21 protein-coding genes are annotated in these 24,512 nt (G+C 32.7%); 1 reads left to right on the forward strand and 20 read right to left on the reverse strand.

Going from position 1 to position 24,512, the window contains the following annotated elements; genetic code table 11:
* Positions 1-574 precede the first annotated feature (574 nt).
* Positions 575-862: a hypothetical protein gene (locus AXA65_RS06310; RefSeq protein WP_063969280.1), complete on the forward strand. Its 288-nt coding sequence runs from the start codon at positions 575-577 to the stop codon at positions 860-862.
* 56 nt (positions 863-918) lie between these two features.
* Here AXA65_RS06310 and AXA65_RS06315 read toward each other — a convergent pair whose 3' ends face one another.
* From AXA65_RS06315 to AXA65_RS06410, 20 genes are all read right to left on the reverse strand, one after another.
* Entirely contained in the window at positions 919-2,250 is a 1,332-nt protein-coding gene (locus tag AXA65_RS06315) for a polysaccharide pyruvyl transferase family protein (protein ID WP_063969281.1), read from the reverse strand.
* Positions 2,251-3,159 (reverse strand): glycosyltransferase family 2 protein, encoded by a 909-nt coding sequence (locus AXA65_RS06320; RefSeq protein ID WP_063969282.1) that lies wholly within the window; start codon positions 3,157-3,159, stop codon positions 2,251-2,253.
* Entirely contained in the window at positions 3,149-4,243 is a 1,095-nt protein-coding gene (locus AXA65_RS06325; protein WP_063969283.1) for an EpsG family protein, read from the reverse strand. Before AXA65_RS06325 ends, AXA65_RS06320 begins: the two co-directional genes overlap by 11 nt.
* A complete protein-coding gene (locus AXA65_RS06330) occupies positions 4,236-5,351 on the reverse strand; it encodes a glycosyltransferase (RefSeq protein ID WP_063969284.1) in 1,116 nt (371 codons plus the stop codon). Before AXA65_RS06330 ends, AXA65_RS06325 begins: the two co-directional genes overlap by 8 nt.
* Entirely contained in the window at positions 5,352-6,428 is a 1,077-nt protein-coding gene (locus tag AXA65_RS06335; protein ID WP_063969285.1) for a glycosyltransferase family 4 protein, read from the reverse strand.
* The gene (locus AXA65_RS20525) at positions 6,425-7,459 is read right to left on the reverse strand and encodes an acyltransferase family protein (RefSeq protein ID WP_131797777.1); all 1,035 of its coding nucleotides are present in this window, start codon (positions 7,457-7,459) and stop codon (positions 6,425-6,427) included. The genes AXA65_RS06335 and AXA65_RS20525 overlap by 4 nt, the downstream gene beginning before the upstream one ends.
* A gap of 1 nt (position 7,460) precedes the next feature.
* Positions 7,461-8,534 (reverse strand): acyltransferase family protein, encoded by a 1,074-nt coding sequence (locus tag AXA65_RS06345; protein ID WP_086048092.1) that lies wholly within the window; start codon positions 8,532-8,534, stop codon positions 7,461-7,463.
* Positions 8,535-8,601: 67 nt separating this feature from the next.
* Complete coding sequence (locus tag AXA65_RS06350) at positions 8,602-9,486, reverse strand: glycosyltransferase family 2 protein (protein WP_063969288.1); 885 nt, start codon at positions 9,484-9,486, stop codon at positions 8,602-8,604.
* Positions 9,486-10,352, reverse strand: coding sequence for a glycosyltransferase family 2 protein (locus tag AXA65_RS06355; protein ID WP_063969289.1), 867 nt, complete (start codon positions 10,350-10,352; stop codon positions 9,486-9,488). The genes AXA65_RS06350 and AXA65_RS06355 overlap by 1 nt, the downstream gene beginning before the upstream one ends.
* 9 nt (positions 10,353-10,361) lie before the next feature.
* Positions 10,362-11,267, reverse strand: a complete 906-nt coding sequence (locus AXA65_RS06360) for a GT-D fold domain-containing glycosyltransferase (RefSeq protein WP_086048093.1) — start codon at positions 11,265-11,267, stop codon at positions 10,362-10,364.
* A gap of 10 nt (positions 11,268-11,277) precedes the next feature.
* Positions 11,278-12,225 (reverse strand): glycosyltransferase family 32 protein, encoded by a 948-nt coding sequence (locus AXA65_RS06365; RefSeq protein ID WP_063969290.1) that lies wholly within the window; start codon positions 12,223-12,225, stop codon positions 11,278-11,280.
* A gap of 12 nt (positions 12,226-12,237) precedes the next feature.
* Positions 12,238-13,122: a glycosyltransferase gene (locus AXA65_RS06370; protein WP_086048094.1), complete on the reverse strand. Its 885-nt coding sequence runs from the start codon at positions 13,120-13,122 to the stop codon at positions 12,238-12,240.
* A gap of 3 nt (positions 13,123-13,125) precedes the next feature.
* Complete coding sequence (locus tag AXA65_RS06375) at positions 13,126-14,220, reverse strand: glycosyltransferase (protein WP_063969292.1); 1,095 nt, start codon at positions 14,218-14,220, stop codon at positions 13,126-13,128.
* Positions 14,217-15,074, reverse strand: a complete 858-nt coding sequence (locus AXA65_RS06380) for a glycosyltransferase family 2 protein (RefSeq protein WP_165596568.1) — start codon at positions 15,072-15,074, stop codon at positions 14,217-14,219. Before AXA65_RS06380 ends, AXA65_RS06375 begins: the two co-directional genes overlap by 4 nt.
* Position 15,075: 1 nt before the next feature.
* Complete coding sequence (locus AXA65_RS06385) at positions 15,076-16,170, reverse strand: glycosyltransferase family 2 protein (RefSeq protein WP_063969294.1); 1,095 nt, start codon at positions 16,168-16,170, stop codon at positions 15,076-15,078.
* Between the two features lie 12 nt (positions 16,171-16,182).
* The gene (locus AXA65_RS06390; RefSeq protein ID WP_086048095.1) at positions 16,183-18,126 is read right to left on the reverse strand and encodes an acyltransferase family protein; all 1,944 of its coding nucleotides are present in this window, start codon (positions 18,124-18,126) and stop codon (positions 16,183-16,185) included.
* A gap of 4 nt (positions 18,127-18,130) precedes the next feature.
* Positions 18,131-18,988: a UDP-N-acetylmuramate dehydrogenase gene (gene murB / locus AXA65_RS06395; protein ID WP_086048096.1), complete on the reverse strand. Its 858-nt coding sequence runs from the start codon at positions 18,986-18,988 to the stop codon at positions 18,131-18,133.
* Positions 18,989-18,997: 9 nt separating this feature from the next.
* On the reverse strand, positions 18,998-20,296 hold the full coding sequence (locus tag AXA65_RS06400; protein WP_218281611.1) for a UDP-N-acetylglucosamine 1-carboxyvinyltransferase: 1,299 nt from the start codon (positions 20,294-20,296) through the stop codon (positions 18,998-19,000).
* Position 20,297: 1 nt separating this feature from the next.
* Complete coding sequence (locus AXA65_RS06405; RefSeq protein ID WP_063969296.1) at positions 20,298-22,106, reverse strand: ABC transporter ATP-binding protein; 1,809 nt, start codon at positions 22,104-22,106, stop codon at positions 20,298-20,300.
* A 79-nt stretch (positions 22,107-22,185) separates the two neighbouring features.
* The gene (locus tag AXA65_RS06410) at positions 22,186-24,510 is read right to left on the reverse strand and encodes a GumC family protein (RefSeq protein WP_063969297.1); all 2,325 of its coding nucleotides are present in this window, start codon (positions 24,508-24,510) and stop codon (positions 22,186-22,188) included.
* Positions 24,511-24,512: the final 2 nt, after the last annotated feature.

Below are 24,512 nucleotides of genomic sequence, written 5' to 3' on the forward strand. Positions count from 1 at the left end.
TAAAGGGTGTCTTAGATGTGTGGACATTCTTGGTAAGCTGTAACTTATATTTAAGATTTTTAAGTTTTGATTATTGACTAAATTGTTTAAAACACTGACTAAAGTGGCTGGTATCTACCCCACCCCTAAAGGGAGTCTTATATTAATTTCGATATTAAATAATAAGGTATTTCTCGATTTATTGCGTGATGTTGATAATCGCGGTAAAGAAAATTTTCACCCCGACCCTAAAGGGTGTCTTAGATGTGTGGATAGTAATTCTTGGTAAGCTGTAACTCCTACTTAGATTTTTAAGTTTTGATCATTGACTTACTGGTTTGGAAAAGATCACTAAAAGTAACTGGCATTTTCTATCCTGACTCTAAAGGCTGTATAAGATGCGAGGAATGTAATTTTTAGTGGGTTGTAACTGATATTTACATCTTAAAATTAAGTGTTTTCTTTTAAGTGTCACTCAATTGAGGAAATCCTTAATGAAAGAAATGGAAATATCTTTTAGAAATTTTATCAAATTACGGAAACCCGTAATTTTTATTGAGTTGGAATTTCTAAATTCGTCTCAAATACACAAATGATGGAAAAATTTTCACTTTTCAGTGAGGGCCAGATCCGTGAATGGTATTTGGACCTCAAAAAGATGTACCAACAGATAAACATCGTAGAACTACCCTTTGACCAAGATCATATTCTTCCTGAGGAGCGCGTAGCAGCAGTGCTAGGTGTCAGTAAACGAACGATGAGGGCGTACCGAGCTCGCAAACGTCTGTCGTTTTTGAAATTAGAAGGCCAGGTCTATTATATCAAAGTTCTTCTTTATGCGGAACTTATCCTGCTGTGTTTGGACAGTCGGAAAGATTGTTAAAACTCATCAATAATATATTGCATTTTATTGAGATTTTTACATAAACATTGGTAATATCAATCTTCATATAAATTAATAATATCTGACATGATCCTATTTCGACTCACATCCAGTTTATAAAGGTAATCACTGATTTTATTTTTGCTTAACTCGTAATTATCCGTAATCTCATTGAACATTTTTATCAATGAATTAGAAGTGACGTCCTCTATCTGGACGACCAGATTATCAAAATTAAAATCCCCCATAATACCTTTCGCCTTATTACCTCCATAACCTATGGCAATCGAGGGCACTAGAGAGGTTAAAGAAAAAATAACTGAATGAAAACGCGTTCCGACAAAAACTGAAAAGTACGAATAAAGAGCTTTCAAATCATCACAATCCAAATTTTCATTGATCCAGAACACATTACTGTTGGTTCCAAATTTCTTTAATAAATCTCTAATTGCATTGCGGTCGTCTTCATGAGAATTAGGCCCAATCGATTGATTACATAAGGCAATTTTGAATCCTTTGCTGATTGCATATTGAGCCAGCTGATAAACAGAATCCAGATAGTTTGCATAGAGTTCCAAAGGATTGTCCTTACCTGGGAAACGCCAAGGCCTAACTGTGACCCCCACAATTTTATCGGCTATATCAAGACCGTATTTTTCAAGAATCTCCACCGCCTTTTGTTCAGAGCCTTTCTCAAGAAAAAATCCGAGATCCATTTCGACTGGTATATTCTTACCTAACAACCCGGACATTGCATCCGAAGAAACTTTCTCTCTTGCGTACACCAAATCCAATGTGCTAAAGACATTTTTGACCTGTGACTTTACTGTTACCCCATGAAATGGACCATAAGAATTGGGGAAGAAAATCACTTTCTTTTTCATTTTTTTTGCAAGCCTAACATAAAACAAGAAATACCACATTAGATAAGGAGCTGTCTTCTCACCATATGCGTGGATAAATCCGCCACCTTTTACAAAAACAGCATCAGACTCTCTGAAATGAGAAACCGTTGTCTGCGTTTTTTTGCCGTAAAATAATTTTACAAGCTGTGTGTTGTTTGCAATTAAAATCAAAAACCAAGTGCTCAAAAAATCCAGTCCAGCATTTTTGATTTGTTTTGCAAGCTCTAATTTGGACTCCTTGATGTGTTCATCTTTTTTGTGCTGACCTCTTCTCGGATGCTTTAGAATATTTTCCAATATAGGGAAGCCTCTTTTATGTGTCTGCTCGCTAAGATTTTTTTTCTCTTCATCTGTATCGCCAGAATTTAGAATGTAGATATCCTGGTAGAGACCAGTATCCTTTACCAATCTGTAACTCTCCCAGACCAGCGCCTGGTCTCCTTTGTTCATATCTGTAATTCCAGGGACTATGATCGCCTTCATTTATTTTTTATTTAAGGTTTTATTTACGGCTGTTTTATTTGTGTTTTTGATATAATAATAAAGCATGACTCCAAATGGATACGCTAAAAGCGTGGTCAATTTGGCAGGAGAATCCTTTAGAAGTCCAGTACGGTTTCCTAATAATTTTGAAGAAACATAATGGATAGCATTCTGAAATCTCTCTTTGTAGTTGAGAGCGAATTTCATCTTAGCAATCCTGTAAAAAGCAAAAGAATCCGGGCTTTCTCTGTACTGTTTTATCAGATTATTAGAAAGACCATCCTCCATATACTCTACAATACAGAACACCTCATTAAAAATCAACAACTTATGCTTCTGTTCTATAAAGAGGTAAAGGTAACTTGTAACAGGGAATTTCTCATTTCCCAATCTTGGATATGGTAGGTATTGATTAAAAACTTTTCTGTTATGGATAAATTTTTTGTCGCCACTGATCTTGTAATTCGTATAAAGTTCGGAGAATTTGCATTCTTTGATATCAGGTAATTTAGTACCTATGATTTTTCCGTTGGTATAGGCATCCAGACCTACCATTCCGGCAGAATCTTCGTAACCATATTTCTCCCAAAGACCCAATATTTTCTCTATCCCGTCATCCGGCATATGATCATCAGAATCTATGCAAATGCAAAGTTCCGTCGTCATAAGGTAGTGGGCGGTATTGTGAGCCGCCACCATTCCTTGATTCTCTTGAAAATGATAAACGATTTTTATTTCACCTTCTTTGATCCAAGCACTAACCACCTCTTCCGTATTATCTACAGAGCCATCATCTATTATGAGCCATTCGAAGTCTCGCAAAGATTGTCTTTTTAAGCTGTCATAAAGCTTTGGTAAAAGATGTGCGCGATTATAGGTTGGCGTGAAAACTGTTATCCTACTTTCCATTTTTCAAAAACATTAGATACGTGAACAAATAATAAATACTTAGTATAATCCCGAACATTTTATACTGATCCTTCCATATTTTATACTTGAACATTGGATAGGCTATTACAGGCGCCATCATGAACCAAGACAAATAAGCAAAACGGTTACTATAATTGGCTGTAATAACTAATATCCAAAATGCATTTGCAATGCTGTAAATACCAAATAGATGAATATAAAATTTGTCATGTATATTTTTTACAAATATAAAATAGTAGCCCGCGATAATACCAAAAGAGCTGTATAATAAAAAGTCCCACCTAAAGCCTGATGACGAGAAAGAACCTTCCACACTTTCGCCTTCCATATAGCCACTAGTACGATCAGAAAATCCCAAATTATTAAAAAATAATTCTTGCCAGACACTTCCACCTGCAAGAGAAAGAGGAATTGCTGCCAGCCATATATATAAGTACACTTTCGGGTCTTTGTAAAGACTTGAAGTAATATATGCCGCCAACGGAATTACCAAAGAACTATGAAATAACATACCAATTAGGAACCAAAGATACATCATCCATTTTTTCTCATAATAACAAAGTGCTAAAATAAAAAATGAAGTTGCCAGACCATTTCTGATGCCATTGGTCCCATACGCCCAAAACGAGAAAGAGCCAGCAAACATAAAAAATGCGTAAAACCAATAACTTGAAAAATATTTTTTCGAAAAGATGTAACATGGAATGATATAAAGTACATCAACAATGAAGAAAAAATATTTGTGATGCATAATTTGTGAACATGCCCACATAAAATAATTGAATGCATAATCATGTTCAATTTTTACAACACCTCTCTGCATCAATAGATATCCTTTTCTATAAGTAGCCATATCAGCAAAGTAACGCCCACTAACAGGACGAAAACCCATATACAGAATCATTACGACTATAAGGATGTAACCTAAAACATGAAAAAAATCAAGACTTTTTTTCTCGCGAATATCATAGACCATTGAATGTAATAATACCATCAGCATAATCACAAACATAACGTTGTAATAAACTGCAGAATATATTGGCAACGGCACAAAATCAAACATGCTGCAAATTTAACAAATTGCACCATAGTTCCATTACACGGTCATTATTGAAACGTTGGACATTTATCTTTGCTGAATTTCCCATTTCTAATCTTTTGTTCTCATCATTTATTAATTCTAACAGCTTTTCAGCAAGACTACGCTTATTTCTATACTCCGCCAAAAGTCCATCTTCTTTATCCCTAATAATATTCCTTGGACCATTTGGACAATCATAAGATACAATAGGAAGACCTACCGACAATGCCTCTAACAAAACCATTGGAAAACATTCTGTAATAGAAGACATTGCATAGATGCTATAATGTTGCATAACGTACGGGAGGTCTTTTACACTTTCTTTGAAAGAAATCACATCTTGAAGCTCCAATTGACCAATAAGCTCTGAGAGTTTTTCCCCAGTGTCTAAATAGTCGTCACCATAGATGTGCAATTGCCAATCGGGGAAATTATCATAGACAACCTTCCACGCCTGTATCAACTCATCAAATGCTTTAACAGGCGAGATACGTCCCGCAGCAATAACGGTCTTATTTTTTAGCTCAGCTTTGTATTCTGGAACACAGACAGAGTTCGGGATAACAACTGCATTGTTGGATTTTACATATTTCTTTTCATCTTCATTAAGGACAACAATATGACTATATTTACTATCTAACCAATTATTAAAGGCAAATTTAAGTCTATTCAAAAATGAGGTGTTTTTTCTAAGCTTATCTTCAAAAAACCTTGAACCATGTCTCTCTTTTATCACTTTGACCTTGGATAGTAAAAAGGGCAGCCAATAATGATCAAAATTAAAGTTTGCAGAAATAACAACATCCGGCTGCAATATTTTGTACAATTCATATTGACGACGAAAATGCTGAAAGGTCTTTTTAAGATTTCTTTTTGAAAGATAACTTAGCCGACGGTCATAATTGATACCTAAGTCTATTAGTGTAACTCTTGCATCTAAAAAATAACATGGTAACTTGCCGTTTTGTTCTGTTGTAACAATATAAACATGCACATTGGGAATATTAACAAAATAATTAGCCTTGGTTGCCATTGTTTTTTCTATTCCACCATGAAGGAAGGTCTGATCTGTATTAAAAATTATTTTCATTTATAAATTTTTAAACAAATTATTCCATTGTTCTACAATCATTTGCGGTGAAAATCGCTTTACATTTTGCTTGGCCGATTTTCCAAACTCTATTCTTTTTTCCCGATTTTCAATTAAATACTCGATTTTTCTTGACAGCTCATCTACGTTTTCTTTTTGTACCAGAAAACCATCAATCCCGTCACTTATTATATCCGAAGGCCCATAATTGCAATTGAAACTGATGCAAGGAACACCACATGCCATTGCTTCTATCAACACCATACCAAAGCCTTCAAAACGTGATGACATCACGTAGATGGAACTAGCAAGATACTTTTCTTTGATATTTTTTGCTGGAGGGTACCAGGACACATTTTCAGGTAAAGTAGATGTATCCAGAAAATTACGATTCTCTTTACCGTATAATTCCAAAGTCCAGTCTGGAAATTGTTGAGTTATATTTTTCCATGCCTTTAATAAAAGATCTTGACCTTTCTGAAATGAGATCTTTCCCACACAAATCACCTTCTTATTATCTAAATGAGAAGACATTTCTGGATAGAATGACAATGGATTGGGCACAACCTCTATATTTCGTAATGACCCCCATTCTTTTTTATTACCTTCGGTCAATACAACAAAGCTATCAAACTTCTTACCTAACATTTCCATCAGCAACCATTTTATACGGGTACTAGCCTTCTGTAAAATTGATTGATTTGAATTTGTCTCTGCTAATTTTGACACATGTCTTTCATAGATTATCTTGGCTTTCGTTCTCACAAATTGCGGGATGAAAAAACCTTTCAAACCATCATCACAGACAGAAATAATGTTAGGTTTGATTTCGTTTATTACCCTTTGTATTCCATTTTTATAACTCAAAACATACCCAATTGGATTTCCTCCAACCTCGATGGAATAGAATCTGATTCTGGAACTGAAATTGTAAAACGGAGCTTTGTCGGAATCATTAAGCACCAATATTGAAACTTCATAGCCATAGTTCTCTGCCAACAAAGATGCTTTCAAAGAAAGAACTCTTTCTAATCCACCAGAACCATTGATGCCATTTGTGATGTAGAGTAACTTCATTTGATTAATTTTTGAATCTGTAAGTTGATAAAATTAATAACATAAGAGCAAAGAACGCAAATCATAAGCAACATGAAAAATATTATGGAAGGATATCTGAATGAATAAATAAAACTTGGGAAAAATATCGAATAAAAGAACATATGTATCAACCATATATTTGTTGAATGAGGTATGAGAAAATCTAAACCTTTTGATATGTATAAACCTAATTCTATTTGGCAGAATAGAAATATGAAACAAAGTGCTATGAAGGGTGAAATAATAAAATTGGGTATAGTAGCGTGCAATACTATCAATCCTGAAATCAGGATTAAGATTGTTATATTTTTATACCTGATATTTTTGAACCATTGACTTACAATTTTGTTCCAATTGTATTTCAACGCGAAAGCACCTAGCATAAATTGGGAAAGTGTATAGAAAAATAATATTAAATCTTTAAGAAAGATATTTAACACCTCAAAAGAGGTTCTCTCTTCCCAAAATCTATTAAGTCTCAAGTAAAAATAAACTATATAAACTATAAATAAAATAAAAATATACAAATAGGGATCAAGCCTCTGTAGTAAGATAAACCAAAAATTGCTTGTAAAAACAAAAATCACGTATGTCGTAAAAAACCACCAAGCTCCATTGTAGGAGTTATCAAAAGCGATGATATTATAAATGACTTTTGTGATACTACCGGGATAATCAGGAAATTTTAGAATCAATCCAAGTGTCACAGGAAAAATTAAAATAATGATCCAGTAATTGACGTATAACCTCTTTAGTCTAGCAAAATTCCCATTAGCAAAAGCTGCTTTATCATTTTGGAATTTATAATATAATCCATAACCACTTACAAATGCAAAAATTGGCATGCAAGCATCACAAAATAATGACCAATAAAATACTAGAGGTTGTTTCCCAACAAAAAGAAAAGGTTCAAAAAGTCCTTTATAGTTTCTATTAAATAGATGCAGGCAAAGCATCATTAATATTGCTACTACTTTTAATTGATTAGATTTTTGAACGCTTATACTCATCCTATTTAAAAATAAGAGTTTTAATTTTTTTTGATATTGGATTTTCCCAATATTTATAACAATAGATCCCAAAAATAAAACAAATTATCAATAGAGCCACTCCAACAATCCAATTGAATCCAACTAGATAAGGACTCAATTTATTAATAATAATAACCCCGATATTTTCATGTATCAAATACACAGAGTAAGAACATATTCCCAATCTAGATATTACAGGATTTTCTAAAAACCTCAGATAATGAGGCGAGTAAATAAACATTATTAAAATAATATATACAAAAAAGCAAAACAACAATGTCTCCTTTCCCATACCTAGTAATAAGGTTTGTACTATAAAAAAAGCTGAGAATAATAGAAGGTTTTTAATTTTTCTGTAACGAAACATCTCTAACAATTGCATACCTATGTAAAACCACAATCCCATCTCCATTATATTGAAAATAGTAACAAACTTTCTTATGACATCATATTGATCTTCACTTAAAATTTTTGTTACGACCAATTTGCCTGTTCCCGAAATAAATAAAAAATGAACAATTACGAAAAACATCGCAGCTAGCCCGTAATTTCTCATTAGATTCTTTTTACTAATAAAATACAACACAGACACTATAAAATAAAAAGAGATCTCAACCCATAAAGACCAATATGCTCCATCTGTGTAACTGAACTGGGTATTGAAAATCCAATTGATCAAACTTGGGCTTATAAAAGTATTTGATATCAATAGATTCTTAAAATCATGAGATCCAGGGAACAATAATTGGTGGTCAAAGGAAATTACAAAAACAAAAGTAAGCAAGGAACAAAGAAACATGGCGGGCCAAAGACGGATAATTCTTTTTTTCAAAAAATCAAAAATATCTTTGCTTTTATCCAAAGTCAATGTGATTACGAAGCCTGATATAATAAAAAACAACTCCACTCCAAGATAACCAAAGTGAAAGACATTTTTCGTGTTGACAGAATAAGAGTAATGAATACCAAAATATCTACTGTAATAATGATAAAGAATGACCATTAAAATAGCAACGACTCTTAATCCGTCTAATATATCTATACGCTTTGACATATTAGGAAATTTTATTTGAAATGTTATACATATACTTTTGGAATTTCATTAGACAACTAAAACAATCTTACTTAATTAAACTTTTAAGCATCAATATGAAGTCCGAAAAAACAAAACTTCTGATATAAATATCCCAATATAATCTTGCTGCTTTTTGTCGGTTCACTCGTGATTCAGAATTATACAGACTAATACCAATTTTACGTAAACCATCTATTTCAATATATTTCCATTCTTGTTTCGTAAAATCCTGTCTTCGAGCCTGTAACCAAACCATCATCTGATCAATAGATTTTTGCGTCTTTTCAATGGATTTTGATGTTATTCTTTCAGAATCATGTTCATACATTATATGCAGTTGATCCATAATAACTTCAAATTTAAAATCTTTTTCCAGCATCGTCATCATATAAAATCTGTCTTGGAAACGCGGAATATCTATAAATCCTCCACTTAGTGAAAAAGAATCTTTTCGAATACAAATCATCGGCGTAAAAAAATTACCATTTGCAACGAAATTTTTAAAATCTCCTACTACAGGAAAATTACTATTTGCAATAATTTGCGTTCCATTTGTATTAACTCTTTTAAAAGCAGCCAAACAACCATCATATTTTGGATTGTTGTCTAAAAAATCAACCTGCATTTGAACTTTATCAGTAAGATACTCATCATCATCATCTAGAAAAAACAAGTATTGGCCCTCTGCCAGTTTTGCACCTCGATTACGCGCAATACAAGCCCCAGAATTAGTTTCCAAGATAATATATTTTACATTTTCAAATCCATTTACAATCTTTAAAGTTTCAATTTGTGCCGGTGTAGCTATTCCATTATCATCTACTACAATTATCTCAAATTCATAATTTGTTTTTTGAGTTTTGCAGCTTGATATAGCGCGCTTCAAAAACTCCGGACGATTATATGTTGTAATGATGATGGATGCTTTCATTAATTAAAATTATAATATGCATTTTTTATCTGTGATATATTTCTCAATAAATAAAAAAATAATCTGAGATAATTTTTACTCTGTTTTTTGTCTGAAATATTACGAAAACATTCAACGAATATACTATAATTTGTTTTAAAGAAGCTTTTGTAGAATCCTCCAGAAATTGACTTAATCTGGATTAAATGATTTGCAACCAAATGATTCCAAATCCTATCATCTGACAACACTCTTTCTTTGCGATCGTGTACAACACTTGCATTTTTGATAATACCTATTTTATAACCTTTTTTTTTCGCTCGCAAACAAAGGTCTATATCTTCACCATAAAAAAAGAAAATGGGATCAAATCCCCTTACCTTTATCAAGCATTCTTTTGAAATAAACAAAAATGCTCCATTTATCAAATCTACATTTATCACTTCGTTATTATTTTTTCCCAAAGTATTTCCGAGGTATCTTTTAAATCCAAAATCAAAATCTTTTAATGTCGCATCAAAATGAATTGGAGATAAAAGTCCATATTTTGTGTACTCCTCATCAGAAAGTATAGGCAATGTTTTCTTCCAAAATTCTGGTAACAACCAACCATCATGATTTATTAGAAAGACAAAATCATAACCAATTTCTAATGCATATAAAAAAGCCAAATTATTAGCGGCTCCAAAACCTAAGTTCTTTCCTGATTCTATAATTTTTACTTCCGGAAAATTATTCTTAATAATATTAATTGTGCTATCATTGGATGCATTATCTACTACCAGAATCTCAATATCTACTCCTTCACTATTATTAAGTATTGAAGTGATATTTTTTTTAATCCAATATTCAGAATTGTAGGTTATTATTACTGATAAAATTTTCAATTGCTACAATTAAGTTAGAGTTATAATAATCGAATTCTCGTACTCGATGTTTTTGAAAGACTCAGAGTTCGACTGAGTATTTACCACTTCGTTAAGTATCTTTCCCTTTATTGGTACTTTGTCTGTGGCTTTCATTTTAAACCATTCATACTCTACATCAATATGACCTAAATCTAAAGATCTGATACCTTTTTGAGCCAAGTTGTAAGCTAAGACAGTAGCTGTTGGTCCTAGAGCAAGAATAATTATATCATCCTTGTTATAATTATTCACTATTTCTTTTTCAATGGTCTCTATCTTTTCAAAAGCATTCTTCGAGGGACATATAATTCTTTTTAAGGATGCCGAATTTGCAAAAAAATTATTTATAGTTCCTAACTTACTATCCGTTCCTTCTACTATTATAATATTTTGCCCCTCCCACAATAACCTTACTTTTGCGAACCTTTCAGCAATTTTTGGATTATTTTTATCTTTATAGCCCATGTACAATCTTGATAATCCTGTATCAGCATAGAACTTATTTTTAACTAAAATTGGATATAATTTATAATAAAGTGTCCCATAAAAATGTCGCCAAAAATCAAATGAATAGGGCAATAAATCATCCATATAGATTATGTTATGAGGAATGGCCACTATCAATCCCTTCACATCATTTTTTAAAATTTTTTTTAGACTTTGTTGTAATTCCAAAGAATTTTTTTGAAAACCTAAACTACTTCTTCCAAAAATGAGATGAAATTCTCCATCTCCCAATCTGCTTATAGAACTTTTTGTCTTTAACAGAAAATCTATGGTCTCATCTACATTATATACATTTTTAATAGGAAATATTTTCTTCAACAATAGATTTATCTGTACAGAAACCTTTGTGACAATATTATTAATTTTGATTTTGAGGTATTTTAGCACTTTTAAATTTTTAGATAGATTTTATATTTGACCTTGTGATTTTTTTAATAAAAAACTGCAGCAATCTATTGACTCTTAATTTTTTATCAATATTTTTCTCATCTATTATATTAAATAGCAGTGAGCTAAAATTATAAAAGCCTTTTTCTAAATATGAGTCCAATGCTGATCTTCCTCCGCTTGTCATTTTGATGATTTTGGGAATAATTTGGGGCGGTTTACTGAATAGCATTACATTTTGTATCACACAAGGTTGAGTGAATACGTAATTATATGAATAGAAATGTCCCATATCACCTGCTTTGATAAGCGTAAGTTTATAATCTTTATTCCTCCTCATAATTACTGCAACTGATACATACGGCAAAAGATAACTAGGATTCCATATATTTTGCAAAACACTGGCATCCAAATCCTTATAGTAAACTTGGCGATTTCCAGAGAATATACAATTGTTATACTCTACAAACCAATCAGTTATAAATTTAGAATGTTTCGGAGCTCCAAAAAACCAATTTTCAACTATTGGATATTCTAAATTTATAGTGCAATCGTCAGAATAAAACCCAACAAATTCGGATTTATATTGAATTTTGAGTTTTTCAATCCACTTAAAGTTATCTGTAACCAATATGCTTGCATCCAACCAATATCCTCCAAATTCTTTTATCAAATATAATCTGATCCAATCAGCAATATTAGCCAGAGGTAAATCATTAAATTTTGGTGGATTCGTAATATATTCATCTATATTGTCAAAGTCAATGACTCTAATTTCATAGTCAGCAAGTCTTTTTTTTAAGTTTTCAATACAAATATTGACAAAAATAGATGGCTTTTTTGATTGCCAAAACATCCAAATGATTTTGGGTATATCTTGAAAGTCATCTTCACCTTTTCCCCAAGATAGGATTTTGGGTTCCGGCGCATTTTTTATTTTGATTGATTTGAAAGACATTCTTTTTGACTCTTATTTTATTAAGCCTATTCTTTTAAGATTATTTTTAATCAAAGGTTTTAAATATTCATTATTAAGTTTTTCAATGGTCTTTAAATCAAACAATGTCATAAAAACTAGTTCAAAATAAAAAAAAATCGTATAATTTTTGACTCCGTATCCTAGCAAATGAAATTTTAATATATTTCTCTTTCGAAAGTTCAAATTATTTTTTTTCACAAATAATCCATATGAGTTCATCACATTTTTTTTACCACTATGCGTAATTCTGTCTGGCCTTTCACTATGTTCAAAAATATAAGTATCAAAAGGAATTTTTTTAATTTTTTTTTTATTACTAAGTAATCTGTACCAACAATCGAAATCCTGCCAGATTTTATATTCTTTATCGAAACCATTTATATTTCTTAAATCCGCTGTTCGTAAAAAGACTTGATTTCCAATATCATTTTTATAAAGGAGGTCGTCCTGCATAATATAAAAAGGTTTTAAATCATTTCTCGTTTCTCCAACTATGCCATCAATTTTATTGCTCTTGTAAGCAGAAAGCCCAATCGTACTTTCATCATCTTCCCAATTGTCAATAAAAATCTTTAATCTGTCTGGCTTGAACTCGTCATCATCATCCAAACCTGTAATAAAATCTCCGGTTGCTAAAGAAAGTGCATCATTTCTTGATACACAAGCGCCAAGTGATTCTGTATGATGTATTACTTTTACTCTCGTATTCTTTGAGACCAATTGATCAAGATACTTTTTTGTTTCATCGGTAGAAGCATCATTTACAATGATCAATTCCCAATTTTTATAAGTTTGTTCTAAAACGGAATTAACCGCATTTATCAGCAGCGACAACCTGTTTTTGGTTGGCATATATATAGTGATTCTACTATCCATTTTTTAGAAAAGTGTTTTCTCTAAAATTTCCAAATGACTCTGCATTGAAAAATTTTGTTTCACATAATTCCTGCCTTTTTCACCCATCATCTTTGCCCTATCGGTATTTTCTATTATTTGAATGATTGCATTCGCCATTCCATTAATGTCATGTTCCTCCACCAATATTCCTGTTTCGCCATTGATTACAACTTCTGGAATCCCTGCATGTAATGTAGAAATAATTGGCAACCCTGCAAGACTAGCTTCCAAAATAGCAACAGGTGTACCCTCCTTATCTCCATCTTCGGCAGTTATAGAGTGCTGAACAAATGCTGCTACCTTTTGAAAATAACGAATATAACTATTTTGATCCTGGACACCAATGAATTTTATATTTGAATTCAAGTTAAAATAATTAACCAATCTCTTTGATGTTTCTTCTAAAACACCATTGCCTCCAAAATATAATTTAGTTTCGGGATATTTTTCTATTACCTTTTTAAATGCCAAGATTGTAGAATCTGGAGATTTTTTGTTAACAAACCGCCCAAGTGCAATAAAAGATTTTGGTTCTTCAAAGGATGGTTGTACCTTGAGAAAAATATCACTTGCGGCACATGGTGAATAGACAATTTTTTTTTCATCACACCCAAGAGAGATCAATTGCTCTTTCATATCTAGAGACACTACCATGATAGCTTTACAATATTCGAAAAGCGCTTTATATTGATTTGCATATTCTTTTAAAACTTCCGTTTTGTAAGCATCAAATCCAAAAAAATAGGTAACAAGTGGCATATTTTCCTGTCTACAAATATCCAATATATGAACAGCATTTGTTCCAAATTCTGATAATACTGTATCAATTTTGTTTTCCTTCAAAGACTCTCTGAATAGATATGCAGAAATATTTTTATTTTTAAAAAGTCTATAATATAATCTATGAATTATTTGTTTAAACGAATGCTTATATAATGGACCATAATTCTCTAACATTTCAGGAATTCTTCCAGAATAATAAAAAAATACATTTGCATCAATATTTTTATGAGCCTGTATGAAAGTCTCACTATACAAATTATTTGAATTGGTAACTATTGCAATATTTTTTTTCATGGATGGAGAACAGTTTTTATTATTTTTATAAAAATCAATAAATTGGTTTTCGCTGAAAAACGAAAATTATCATTAAAAACTTTCCACTTAGAAATCCACTTTTTTAGAAAATTAATTTTTCGAATTCCAAAACCTTTCTTTAATTCTAAAACAGCCTCAAGACCTTCTAAAAAAGATAAACCTTTCTTCATCGAAGGATTACTCACATTATTATTATGTCGTCTAAAATAATTTAGGTATTCATGAACCTCTATAACACAACCTTTTTTTATTATATCACCAAAAAATAGCCAGTCTCCAGCATATTTATAATTAGTTAGCTTTTTATAAATATTTTGGTCTATGTATTCCTTGTTAAACAAAACCATACTTGCATTATAAATATCATTTTGATATATTAAATTTGAGAGTATATAATCTTTTCCATGAGCGACATTATGTTCTATCGATAATGGTCTTTTTCTAATTGTCTTATTATTCAAATCGACTTCTTCTGAAAGGGAAAAACCTAATACTGCATCCGAATTATCTATAGCATCAAGTACATTTTCTAAAAAATTTTCTTTACAATAATCATCACTTTCTGCAATCCAGATCCATTTTCCTTTTGCCAAATCTATACCTTTTTTCCACTGTTTGAATGTTGACCCTGAGTTTTCCTTATTATAAACAATATGAGAAATTTTTGGATGATCTCTATATTTTTCAATAACTTCCATACTATGATCAGAGGAACAATCGTCTAAAATAATCACCTCAAAATCTAAAAAAGTTTGTTCCAACACAGAGTCTATCCTCTGCTGGAGATAATCAGCGTGATTATAATTAGGAATAATAACTGAAACTTTTTTCACATTATTTTTTTTTAACACGTTGTTGTACATTCTTTAAAAAATTATAAGTCACTGGCAATTGCCCTTTAATAAAAACACTTGCACTATTGTAAACTAATTCTTTCACGTACTCCCTATTTTCAATCAATGTCAAGTAATCTTTTGCATTGCGATGGGACTTTAAAAAAAACAACTCAATTAATTTATAATTAAGCATAGGTCTTTTTGATCTTCTTATTAGTGTAAAGACAGTGTTTCTTACCAACCTGTTTTTCTTATCAGCTGAAGCCAATGTGGTTTCGAAAATCCTATCAAGAATAACTCGAAGACTTTCATTACTTATATTTTTTATGTTCTCAAATGCCTCACTACTGTGTTTCTCTAACAAATCCTTTTCACCATTTTCTAATAATTGAAGATTCTGTTTGATTACTTCTGTCATCCTTATTTGCATCAATCTTTTCTCTGGTACGACAGTTGCGCCATCACTTCGTAGAAATCTTTTATACAAAAATTCCTGAATTGTGTAGAAGTCACATTTGAAACTTAACCTTGCCCACAGATCGTAATCTTGGGCAAATTTGAAAAATTCACGATATCCTCCAACTTCATCGTGCAAAGCTTTTCTAAACATGACTTCGCCATGGGTAAAGATGTTTCTACTTTTCAATATTTCGGTAGCGCTTCCATCAATAGAATTTTTCATTAGAGCCATATCTTCTCCTTCTTCATTCACCGTAATATTTTCCACAAATGTACCAACTACACCAATCTCAGCCCGACTATTTAAAACATCAACCTGTTTTTCTATCCTTGTGGGGTAAGAAAAATCGCCAGAACCGTGTATGGCAATATATTCGCCTTTTGCAGATTCTACAGCAGCTATCAATGACTTTACAAAACCTTTGTTTTCTGCATTTCTAACGAGTCTGATTCTAGTGTCTGTGCTTGCAATTTTCACAAGCTTGTCATAGGTTTTATCCGTAGAACAATCATCAAAAATAATGATTTCTGTATTCTTATACGTTTGATTAATCAAACTTTGTATAGAATCATCTACGAAATCTTCTCTATTGTGATAGCCTGAAATAATACTTACTAAAGGTTGTTGTTCCATATATTATTAATTCTAAAGAATAGATTTTACTTTTTGACCCAGTGCCTTTGTCACGATTTGTGTTCCTTGATAGCTTAGCTGATCATCATCATAATATAAAACATCTTTACTACTAATTATTTTAATTGAATCATTCTTAGAAAATAATTTGTAGACATTAAAAATATTTATATTTTCATATTTTTTTTTAAGTTTTTCTAAAGATTGATTTTTATCTAAAACTTTTTTCTCATTTAAAATCTTTACGAATTGAACTTTGTTATTAGGTGAAAAACCTAAGAATGATAAATACTGAACAGAATTTTTATCTATAAATGAATCAGTTACCGGCGGTTGATTCAATATCAATACTTTTTTATCTTTTGATTTTAAATATTGAAGTAAGTCTTCAAAATATTGCCAATCTTTTTTACTTATTGTCTCCCATCTGCAAGCTAAAATGATAAGTTCGGAATTACAATCATCTATTTTATTTTTCAGATTTTGAGCATAATCTATACGTTCTTTTTGAGTAAAACTTTTTGTAGCCTGCTGATTATCTACATCGTTTATATTATAAAACGGACTATTCCCTACACTTGTGTAAAATGATATTTTTGTATTCATTTCATCAGAAATTTCTCTAAGAACCTTTGCCCACATGGCACCGTGGGAATCTCCTATAACTACAGTTTTAGAATCTGAGTCACTTTTGCCAAATGTCATTCCTCCATTTTTGTATGCATTTTTATAATAATCTTCCCTAATTGGTGCAATTATTCCTTCTCTTTTTGCTTTATTGATTTCTGACACCTCTTTGATAGTGGGCGAGATATCATAGTATAGTCCATAAAAGATAACTTTGTTAAAATCATTCTTATAAGTTTTATCAAAGCTATCCGATTTTAGAAAAATACAGGATAAGATTGTAACAATACCCAAAGACAATGCAAATTTTGGAGTCCATGATGCAAATCTTGTTCGCTTTTCGACCAGATGATAAGACAAAATTGATAATACAAATGTTAAACATACTATCCCAACATTGAGATATATATGAGAAAACCTGTACTCGTAATATTTCGCAATCAAGATAATCGGCCAATGCCACAAATACAGGGAATAAGAGATTTTCCCGATGTAGACAATGACAGGATTGGATATTATGTTCTTTACAAAACTCTGTTGAGTTGAATACAAAATAAACATCGCAGATCCCAAAACCGGTAATATTCCAAAAATACTCACGCTACCCGAACCCGGAAAAACGAAGTAAGACAGGAATATTAAAATTAATCCAAATGATGAAAATATGCCGCTGAATTTATTTTTAACATCGTTAGGCTTTATAATACTTATCAACGCACCTGCTGCCAATTCCCAGGCTCTGGTCGGCAAAAGATAAAATGTAGACTGTGGGAACTTGTAACTCCCAATAATGAATAGCAAAAAACTGATCACAATAATACCTACAAGCCACATCTTTATATTTCTCTTTTTTCTAAATAAGAAATAAAGCAAAAATGGATAGAAGAGATAAAACTGTTCTTCTACAGATAAAGACCAACAGTGTAAAAAGAAAGATTGCTCCGCGGTTCCGCCCCAATAATTTCCAAACGCAAACAGAGAATGGAAATTGGAATACGAAAATATAGCTGGCACCGCATCTGTTACCAGTGCTGGAATATCACCTTTGAAGATTAAAAATGGTGCTAACAGCAAAACGATAAAGATCATGGTGTACAAAGCAGGTAGAATCCTCTTGGCCCTTTTGATCCAAAAATCCTTGAAACTGAACTTATCTTGATCCAGATTTCTTAGAATGTTGGAAGTGATAAGAAATCCAGAAATAACAAAAAAGACATCTACACCGTAGAAGCCTCCTTTGATCCAAGAAAAACCCATGTGGAAAAGAATTACAGGGATTACTGCTATCGCTCTTAATCCATCAATTTCTGGTCTGTACTTTATGCTCATCCTTCTAAATAACTCTTTGTTCCACTTCTAACTCGAAGCCGTATTTTTCTTTGACCATACTTTGGACATGCTCTATCACGGCTAATATATCCTGACCAGTTGCCTGATCATGGTTGACTATAAAACCGCCATGTTTCTCAGAGATCTTTGCACCACCTATAGAAAATCCTTTCAGCCCTAATTCATCCATTATTGCGCCTACAAAATAACCTTCAGGCCTTTTAAAAACGCTACCTGCATTAGGAAAATCTCTAGGTTGCTTTGCCCAACGTTGATTTTTTATAGTTTGCATTTTCCCAAGAATGTCATCTTTGTTTCCTCTCTTAAGTTGTAAACTCACTTCGGTGATTATGAGATGTGGATTTTTCTGAAAAAAGCTGTTTCTGTATTCGAAATTGATATCTTCTTTTGCAATCGAATGAAAAGTTGCTTCATTCGGGTCAAAGTATCTGGTTTCTACAAGCAGGTCTTTGATATCTTCTCCATTTGCTCCAGCATTCATAACTACTGCACCGCCTAAAGAACTTGGAATGTCATAAAAAATCTCTAGTCCAGACAACTCATTTTCCAATGCCAATTCGCTCAATGTTAAAAGGTCAATTCCTGATAACGCTTTTATATTTGTCTCATTAATTTTTACATCATTGAAACAATCTGAAAAGATGATAAAATCCTCGTCATAATATTCTTTTGACAAAATGATATTATGTCCGCTGCCAATGATTATTTTCTTGGAATCAGGATATTGAAAATATATAGAGTTGATATCTTCCTCTGTATTTGGGAAAAAAGCTCTCTTACAAACCGCCGAAATTTTGTAGGAATTATATTGAGACAAATCAAAATTTTCCGCAATTATCATTACTCTCTATTATTGATTAGAAATCACCTTGAATTCTACACCAAGATTTTTCAGTTTATCTTCCAAATTATTGTAGCCTCTCAGAGCCATTTCAACATTATTGATCGTGGACTCACCTTTCGCTAACAATGCTGCCATTACTACGGCCATGCTACCACGTAGATCGGTAGAATCCGCTTCAGCAGGAATAATTTCTTTGCCTCCAAAAATCTTAATGGTGCCAGCTTTTGCATCTAATGCTTTAGGGTAGAATTTGTTCAACTCTTCGCAATATTTGATTCTCTCCGGATATCTGTAGTCAAAAATCCTACTGATGCCGTTCGCATGCAATCCAAGTAAAGTATAGAAAGGCTGCATATCGGATATAATACCTGGATGCGTACCACAAGCCAATTCAAAAGGCTGGATATCGCCATTAACCAGACATTCTGGAGAGATGATGACGTTATTGGAATTTCGGTAAATTTCTATGCCGGCATGTTTGAGATGGATCAATGGAATCTCCATCATATCAAAAGGCACATCCTCAATAGTGATATTACCGCCTGAGATAATCCCGTAGACAATCCAGGTAATAGCTTCTATCCTATCTGGGATAACAGGAAATAAAGTACCTCGTAGATATTTGGTTCCTTTCACCTTGATAAAACTATTTCCAACCACTTCGATATGAACTCCCAATCTTTTAAGAAAATCAATGAGACTGTTGACCTCTGGGCTGATGTAAGCGTTCTTGATCACAGTTTCACCCACAGCTATAGAAGCCGAAATAAGCGCATTTTCTGTACCTCCAATTGTAGAGATAGGAAAATCTATTTCTCCTGCTGTGAAGCCAGATGGCGCAGACACTTCTATGTAATTTTCTTTTTCCGTAATCGTTGCTCCAAGTTTTTCCCAAACCATCATATGGAGATCATAACCTCGATCTCCAATCTTACAGCCACCCGGATATGGAATTCTGGCTATCCCAGTTTTTTTTATCAAACCTGGAACGAGCAGATAGGTTGTTCTAATAGGATAATTATAATCTTCTAAAATAGAACTAGTGATACTACCACTGTCAATCGTCAACTCTTCTTTGTCTGTATCTACAGTAATATTACCTCCTGATTTCCTAATAAAATCAATTTTGTATTGTGCATCTACAAGCTGAGTAGGAAAATTTGAAAGTGTAACCTCTTCATCAGAGATCAGTGCTGCTGCCAATAGTCGGGTGCTTGCATTTTTTGCGCCACTTACGCGAACCTTACCTTGGGGAATTTGACCCCCTCTGATTTTTGCTGTCAGGTTATTTCTTATAATATCCATATTAATTTTCTAATGCTATGTTTTGATACTGGATCATTCTGCTGAACTTCGGCGATATTGATTTTAATTCTTCGAAATCTCCTACCGCTTCTATCCTTCCTTTTTCTAACAGACAGATCTTATCCGCCGTCTTTATTGTTGATAATCTGTGTGCAATGACAATAATCGTGTATTGGCCATGAAGCTCATTAATACTATCTTGAATAAAGTTTTCAGTTTCTGAATCCAAAGCAGAAGTTGCTTCGTCCATTACCAAGATATCTACTTCTTTGAACAATTCTCTAGCTATTGTTATTCTTTGTTTTTGACCACCTGAGATCAGTAGTCCATTGTCTCCTAGTTGGGTATCTTCTTTCTCAGATAGATCCTCCATAAAATCTGTCAAAGAAACTTTTTCCATAATATTATGGAATTTAGTCAAATTTTCTTGAGTCTTTGGAGCCCAGAATGTTACATTATTGTAAATATTATCGTTATATATGACAGGCTCTTGTGTAATATAACCTATCTTCTTTCTGAAACTATCCAGATCAAAATCATTATACGATTTGTCATCTATTTTAATCTCTCCAGAAACAGGCGATATCAGGCTTACAATGAGATTAGCAATTGTTGATTTTCCAGAACCACTTTCTCCAACAAAGGCAATGGTCTCATTTTTTTTGATATGTAAATTGATATCCGATAAAACCTTTCTTTCCCCATAGGAGAAAATTACATTATTTAAATTAATGCCAGCATGAAAGCCATTATACTTTTCTTTATTGTTGAATGATTCTTCATTCTCTTTAAGTTGGGAATTAAATTGACTAATAGATTCTATAGATCCAACATTTTGCATAAAGCTTTGCCAGCTGCTTTGCACACCCATTAATCCGTTCAATGCTCTATAAAACAATAACAAAGCTAAAATTATTGAGCCTAAAGTAGCATCCATCCAATAGACCTGAATTAAAATAGCACCTGAAATAATGACCATTAAAATAGGTTCCCTAACACTTGCGGTAATAGCTTGGTTTTTTCCAATTCGTCTGTTCATCATTTCTATATCTTTCATTACATCAACTATTTTATTGGTGTACAAACTAAACCCGGCGGTAGATTTTAGGTATTTGAAAGATTGAATTGCTTGAATAATATACCCACTAAAAAGATTACCTCTTTTGGACATCAGAATCGAAGTCTCTTTAATAAGCTTATTAAGTTTTTTAAATATCATATTCGATAAAAAACCACCAACAATGATAAACATTGCAAATTGCCAATTTGCAATAAATGCCAAAACAACATATGTACTTAGTAAAATAATAGCTTTGGAGGTATTCAAAAATTGAATCATCGCATTTAAGTTTTTACCAACTTCTGCTGTAACGGTATTCTGTATAATCCCAGAATCGACCTTTAAAAAACCTTTGTAACTTAAATTTTTAAGAAGGTTAATTTGATTCAGACGTAATGACACCATATATTTCTGTCGTAAATCGACCTGCTCCATCGTGAGGATATAGTTTAATAAGCCCTTCAAAGTAAATATGATAACGATAAGTAGTAGAATTGTTAAAAGATTTACAGGAATACCCATAGCTTTATATCCATCTAAAACAAAAGTCATCCCACCTAGACTTTCGTTTTTATCTGCCGACTGTCCTCCGCTTACCATTTGTAGCAATGGAATAAATAAAGCTAGACCAATACCGTCAAATAAGCCCAAAAGAGTCGATAATAAAATATTAAAAATGAGTTTGAAACCCATCGCTCGATAGAAATACTTAAAGTATCCAAAAGGCGTATGTGAAATTTTATCAGCCATTATTATTAAACATAAAAAAAATTAAATAAATAACTTACATTATTGACTAAAAATTATTAAAATAAGAATTATAATCTTTTTATGATTTTTTCTTTGTAAACAAAGACCTTAATTTTGATTTAGGCTTGTTGTAAGAATAATAGCCATAACCATACTTATATCCATATTTAGAATATTCAGGCTTTACATTATTAAGTACAAACACCATATTTTGGATTTGATTATCCTTTCTGAAACTTTGTGCAAATGACAGCATCTCATTATCCGAAAATTCTGATTTCACTGTATATATTACCAGATCAGCAATATCTACCAAATGCATAGAATCACTCACCAGCATCACCGGTGCAGAATCCATAATGATGTAATCATAATCTTTCTTAAGGAGCAAAATCATATCATCGAACTTCCTCATATCCAGAAGGTCATTTGGATTAGGTGCTTTTGCCCCACTAAACAAGACATCCAAATTCTTATCTAAACCAGAGTTTGTAATAAAATCATGAACAGTCTCATGACTTGAAACCAAATAATCCGTAAGTCCTTTCGTTTTTTTACTTATGAAACGGTGAAGCTGCGGGTTACGGATATCTGCCCCGATCAATAATACTTTACCACTACCGGAAAGGCTCAGGGCTGTATTCATTGAAATGGTGGTCTTACCTTCACCTTTTACTGATGATGTTACTAGTATCACCCCACCTTTGTCAATTTCTTTTGCTCGAAGAATAAATTTTATATTGGATGTCAGGATCCGGAATGATTCTGCAAAAATAGAAAAGTCATTTTTTTCTATCAATGTTTTTCCACTTTCTTCAAATGGTATCTCTGAAATCACCGGAATATTAGGAACTAAATTCTGAATATCATCTTTCGTTCTGACTTTAACATCTAGTATCCTGATAAAGAAAATGATTGCCAAAGGAAAGAAGAATCCAACGATCAGTGATGCTGTTTTAATTTGACTGTAATTAGGTGTCACAACTCCAGTCGTATAAGCAGGATTTACCACTTTTGTCTTTGGCGCTGTAACAGCCAAAGTAATTGCATTTTCCTCACGCTTCTGTAATAGATAAAGATATAAGGATTCTTTTAGATTTCTTTGTCTTTCTATATTTCTAAAGGTTCGTTCTTGCGTGGGATATTTGTAGATAGAGGCCTTGTCTTCGCCCATTTCATAATTGGTCTGCCCCAATCTTTTCTGGATCTGTGCACGACTTTCCTGTATATTTTTACGAATGGCCACTCCCAGCTCTGCAAGTTCCTTATCGAAGGCCTTAATTGCGGGATTGGCCGTGGTTGCCTGCTTCAGTGTTCTTTTTTTTGTCAACAGTAACTCATTGTATTGTGACAAAAGTGTTTCGGTTGCGCCAGGAAGACCTAGCCCTGTTGGAAACAACTGCTCTTTGCCGGAATCAGCCAAAGTCGAAACCGCATTCAAAACCTCTAACTGAGCAGATTGATTAAATATATTTTCAACATTACCAGTCAAGCGATTGACAGCAATACCCGCTTGTACATCAAGATCTGTGATCTTATTGGCTTTTTTGAAATTCTCCTTATCTCCTTCTATTTTTTCGAGATCATGGGAGATCAATCCTAAACGGCTGTCAATAAACTCAGCAGAATTCTGAGCTTCGATATTCTTATCATTTACTCCATCAATATTATACTGCCTCGCCAACTCATTGAGAATATCCTCTGACTTTTGTGGAATCGGGCCAACCAGACTAAGATCCATAAGCAAACCAGTTTGGACTTGAGCCTTTACTCCAGACTCTAATCTTCGTACTACATTCTTCATTGAACCGAAGATGACTTTAAGCTTGTATGGACTGATCTTTGGTACTTTGTCAATAATCACAGTACCAAAGGGTAAGTTAGCTGGTCTTCCATACTGGAATCTATCCCCCGCCAATAACCTTCCTTCCGATAATTTATACGTATTTTGATCTACTGGTTCTATGTAGTATGACGCCCCTGAAAATCCATCCTTTTCCTTGATGATCTGACCTTTGAAGGGTGACTTGTCATATAGCTCAACCTCTCTTATCTTTCCCTTTACAAAAAAACTAACGTCAAGATTTAAATTCTTACCAACTCTTTGAAGTATCGGTTTCGATATAATAATAGCCGCCTCTCCTTGTAACTCATCACCATCACTAACGCCCATCCCAAGACTCTTCAAATCACCTAAAGCACCTTTTCCGCCAGACGCTTCCTGAAATAGCAATGTGGTTTTTGATTGGTATTGTGGTTGTGTATATTTCAGATAAAAATACGCTGCCAAATAAAACACCACCATGCTCAGAATGATCCATGGCCAATATTTCAAAAAACGAATAATCTCTTTTTTGAAATTTATCTTTTTATTGGGACTGAAGTCCTGGTCTAATAATTCCATGT

It is taken from the genome of Chryseobacterium sp. FP211-J200, from assembly GCF_001643375.1.
GTDB lineage: Bacteria > Bacteroidota > Bacteroidia > Flavobacteriales > Weeksellaceae > Epilithonimonas > Epilithonimonas ginsengisoli.

Coding starts and splice junctions, on each gene's coding strand:
- AXA65_RS06325 (WP_063969283.1), bottom strand. CDS start 4,243: ATGTTTGATTTTGTGCCGTTGCCAATATATTCTGCAGTTTATTACAAC.
- AXA65_RS06365 (WP_063969290.1), bottom strand. CDS start 12,225: ATGTCTTTCAAATCAATCAAAATAAAAAATGCGCCGGAACCCAAAATC.
- murB (WP_086048096.1), bottom strand. CDS start 18,988: ATGATAATTGCGGAAAATTTTGATTTGTCTCAATATAATTCCTACAAA.
- AXA65_RS06370 (WP_086048094.1), bottom strand. CDS start 13,122: ATGGATAGTAGAATCACTATATATATGCCAACCAAAAACAGGTTGTCG.
- AXA65_RS06400 (WP_218281611.1), bottom strand. CDS start 20,296: ATGGATATTATAAGAAATAACCTGACAGCAAAAATCAGAGGGGGTCAA.
- AXA65_RS06375 (WP_063969292.1), bottom strand. CDS start 14,220: ATGAAAAAAAATATTGCAATAGTTACCAATTCAAATAATTTGTATAGT.
- AXA65_RS06410 (WP_063969297.1), bottom strand. CDS start 24,510: ATGGAATTATTAGACCAGGACTTCAGTCCCAATAAAAAGATAAATTTC.
- AXA65_RS20525 (WP_131797777.1), bottom strand. CDS start 7,459: ATGAGTATAAGCGTTCAAAAATCTAATCAATTAAAAGTAGTAGCAATA.
- AXA65_RS06385 (WP_063969294.1), bottom strand. CDS start 16,170: ATGGAACAACAACCTTTAGTAAGTATTATTTCAGGCTATCACAATAGA.
- AXA65_RS06310 (WP_063969280.1), top strand. CDS start 575: ATGGAAAAATTTTCACTTTTCAGTGAGGGCCAGATCCGTGAATGGTAT.
- AXA65_RS06345 (WP_086048092.1), bottom strand. CDS start 8,534: ATGTCAAAGCGTATAGATATATTAGACGGATTAAGAGTCGTTGCTATT.
- AXA65_RS06330 (WP_063969284.1), bottom strand. CDS start 5,351: ATGAAAATAATTTTTAATACAGATCAGACCTTCCTTCATGGTGGAATA.
- AXA65_RS06320 (WP_063969282.1), bottom strand. CDS start 3,159: ATGGAAAGTAGGATAACAGTTTTCACGCCAACCTATAATCGCGCACAT.
- AXA65_RS06335 (WP_063969285.1), bottom strand. CDS start 6,428: ATGAAGTTACTCTACATCACAAATGGCATCAATGGTTCTGGTGGATTA.
- AXA65_RS06390 (WP_086048095.1), bottom strand. CDS start 18,126: ATGAGCATAAAGTACAGACCAGAAATTGATGGATTAAGAGCGATAGCA.
- AXA65_RS06405 (WP_063969296.1), bottom strand. CDS start 22,106: ATGGCTGATAAAATTTCACATACGCCTTTTGGATACTTTAAGTATTTC.
- AXA65_RS06350 (WP_063969288.1), bottom strand. CDS start 9,486: ATGAAAGCATCCATCATCATTACAACATATAATCGTCCGGAGTTTTTG.
- AXA65_RS06315 (WP_063969281.1), bottom strand. CDS start 2,250: ATGAAGGCGATCATAGTCCCTGGAATTACAGATATGAACAAAGGAGAC.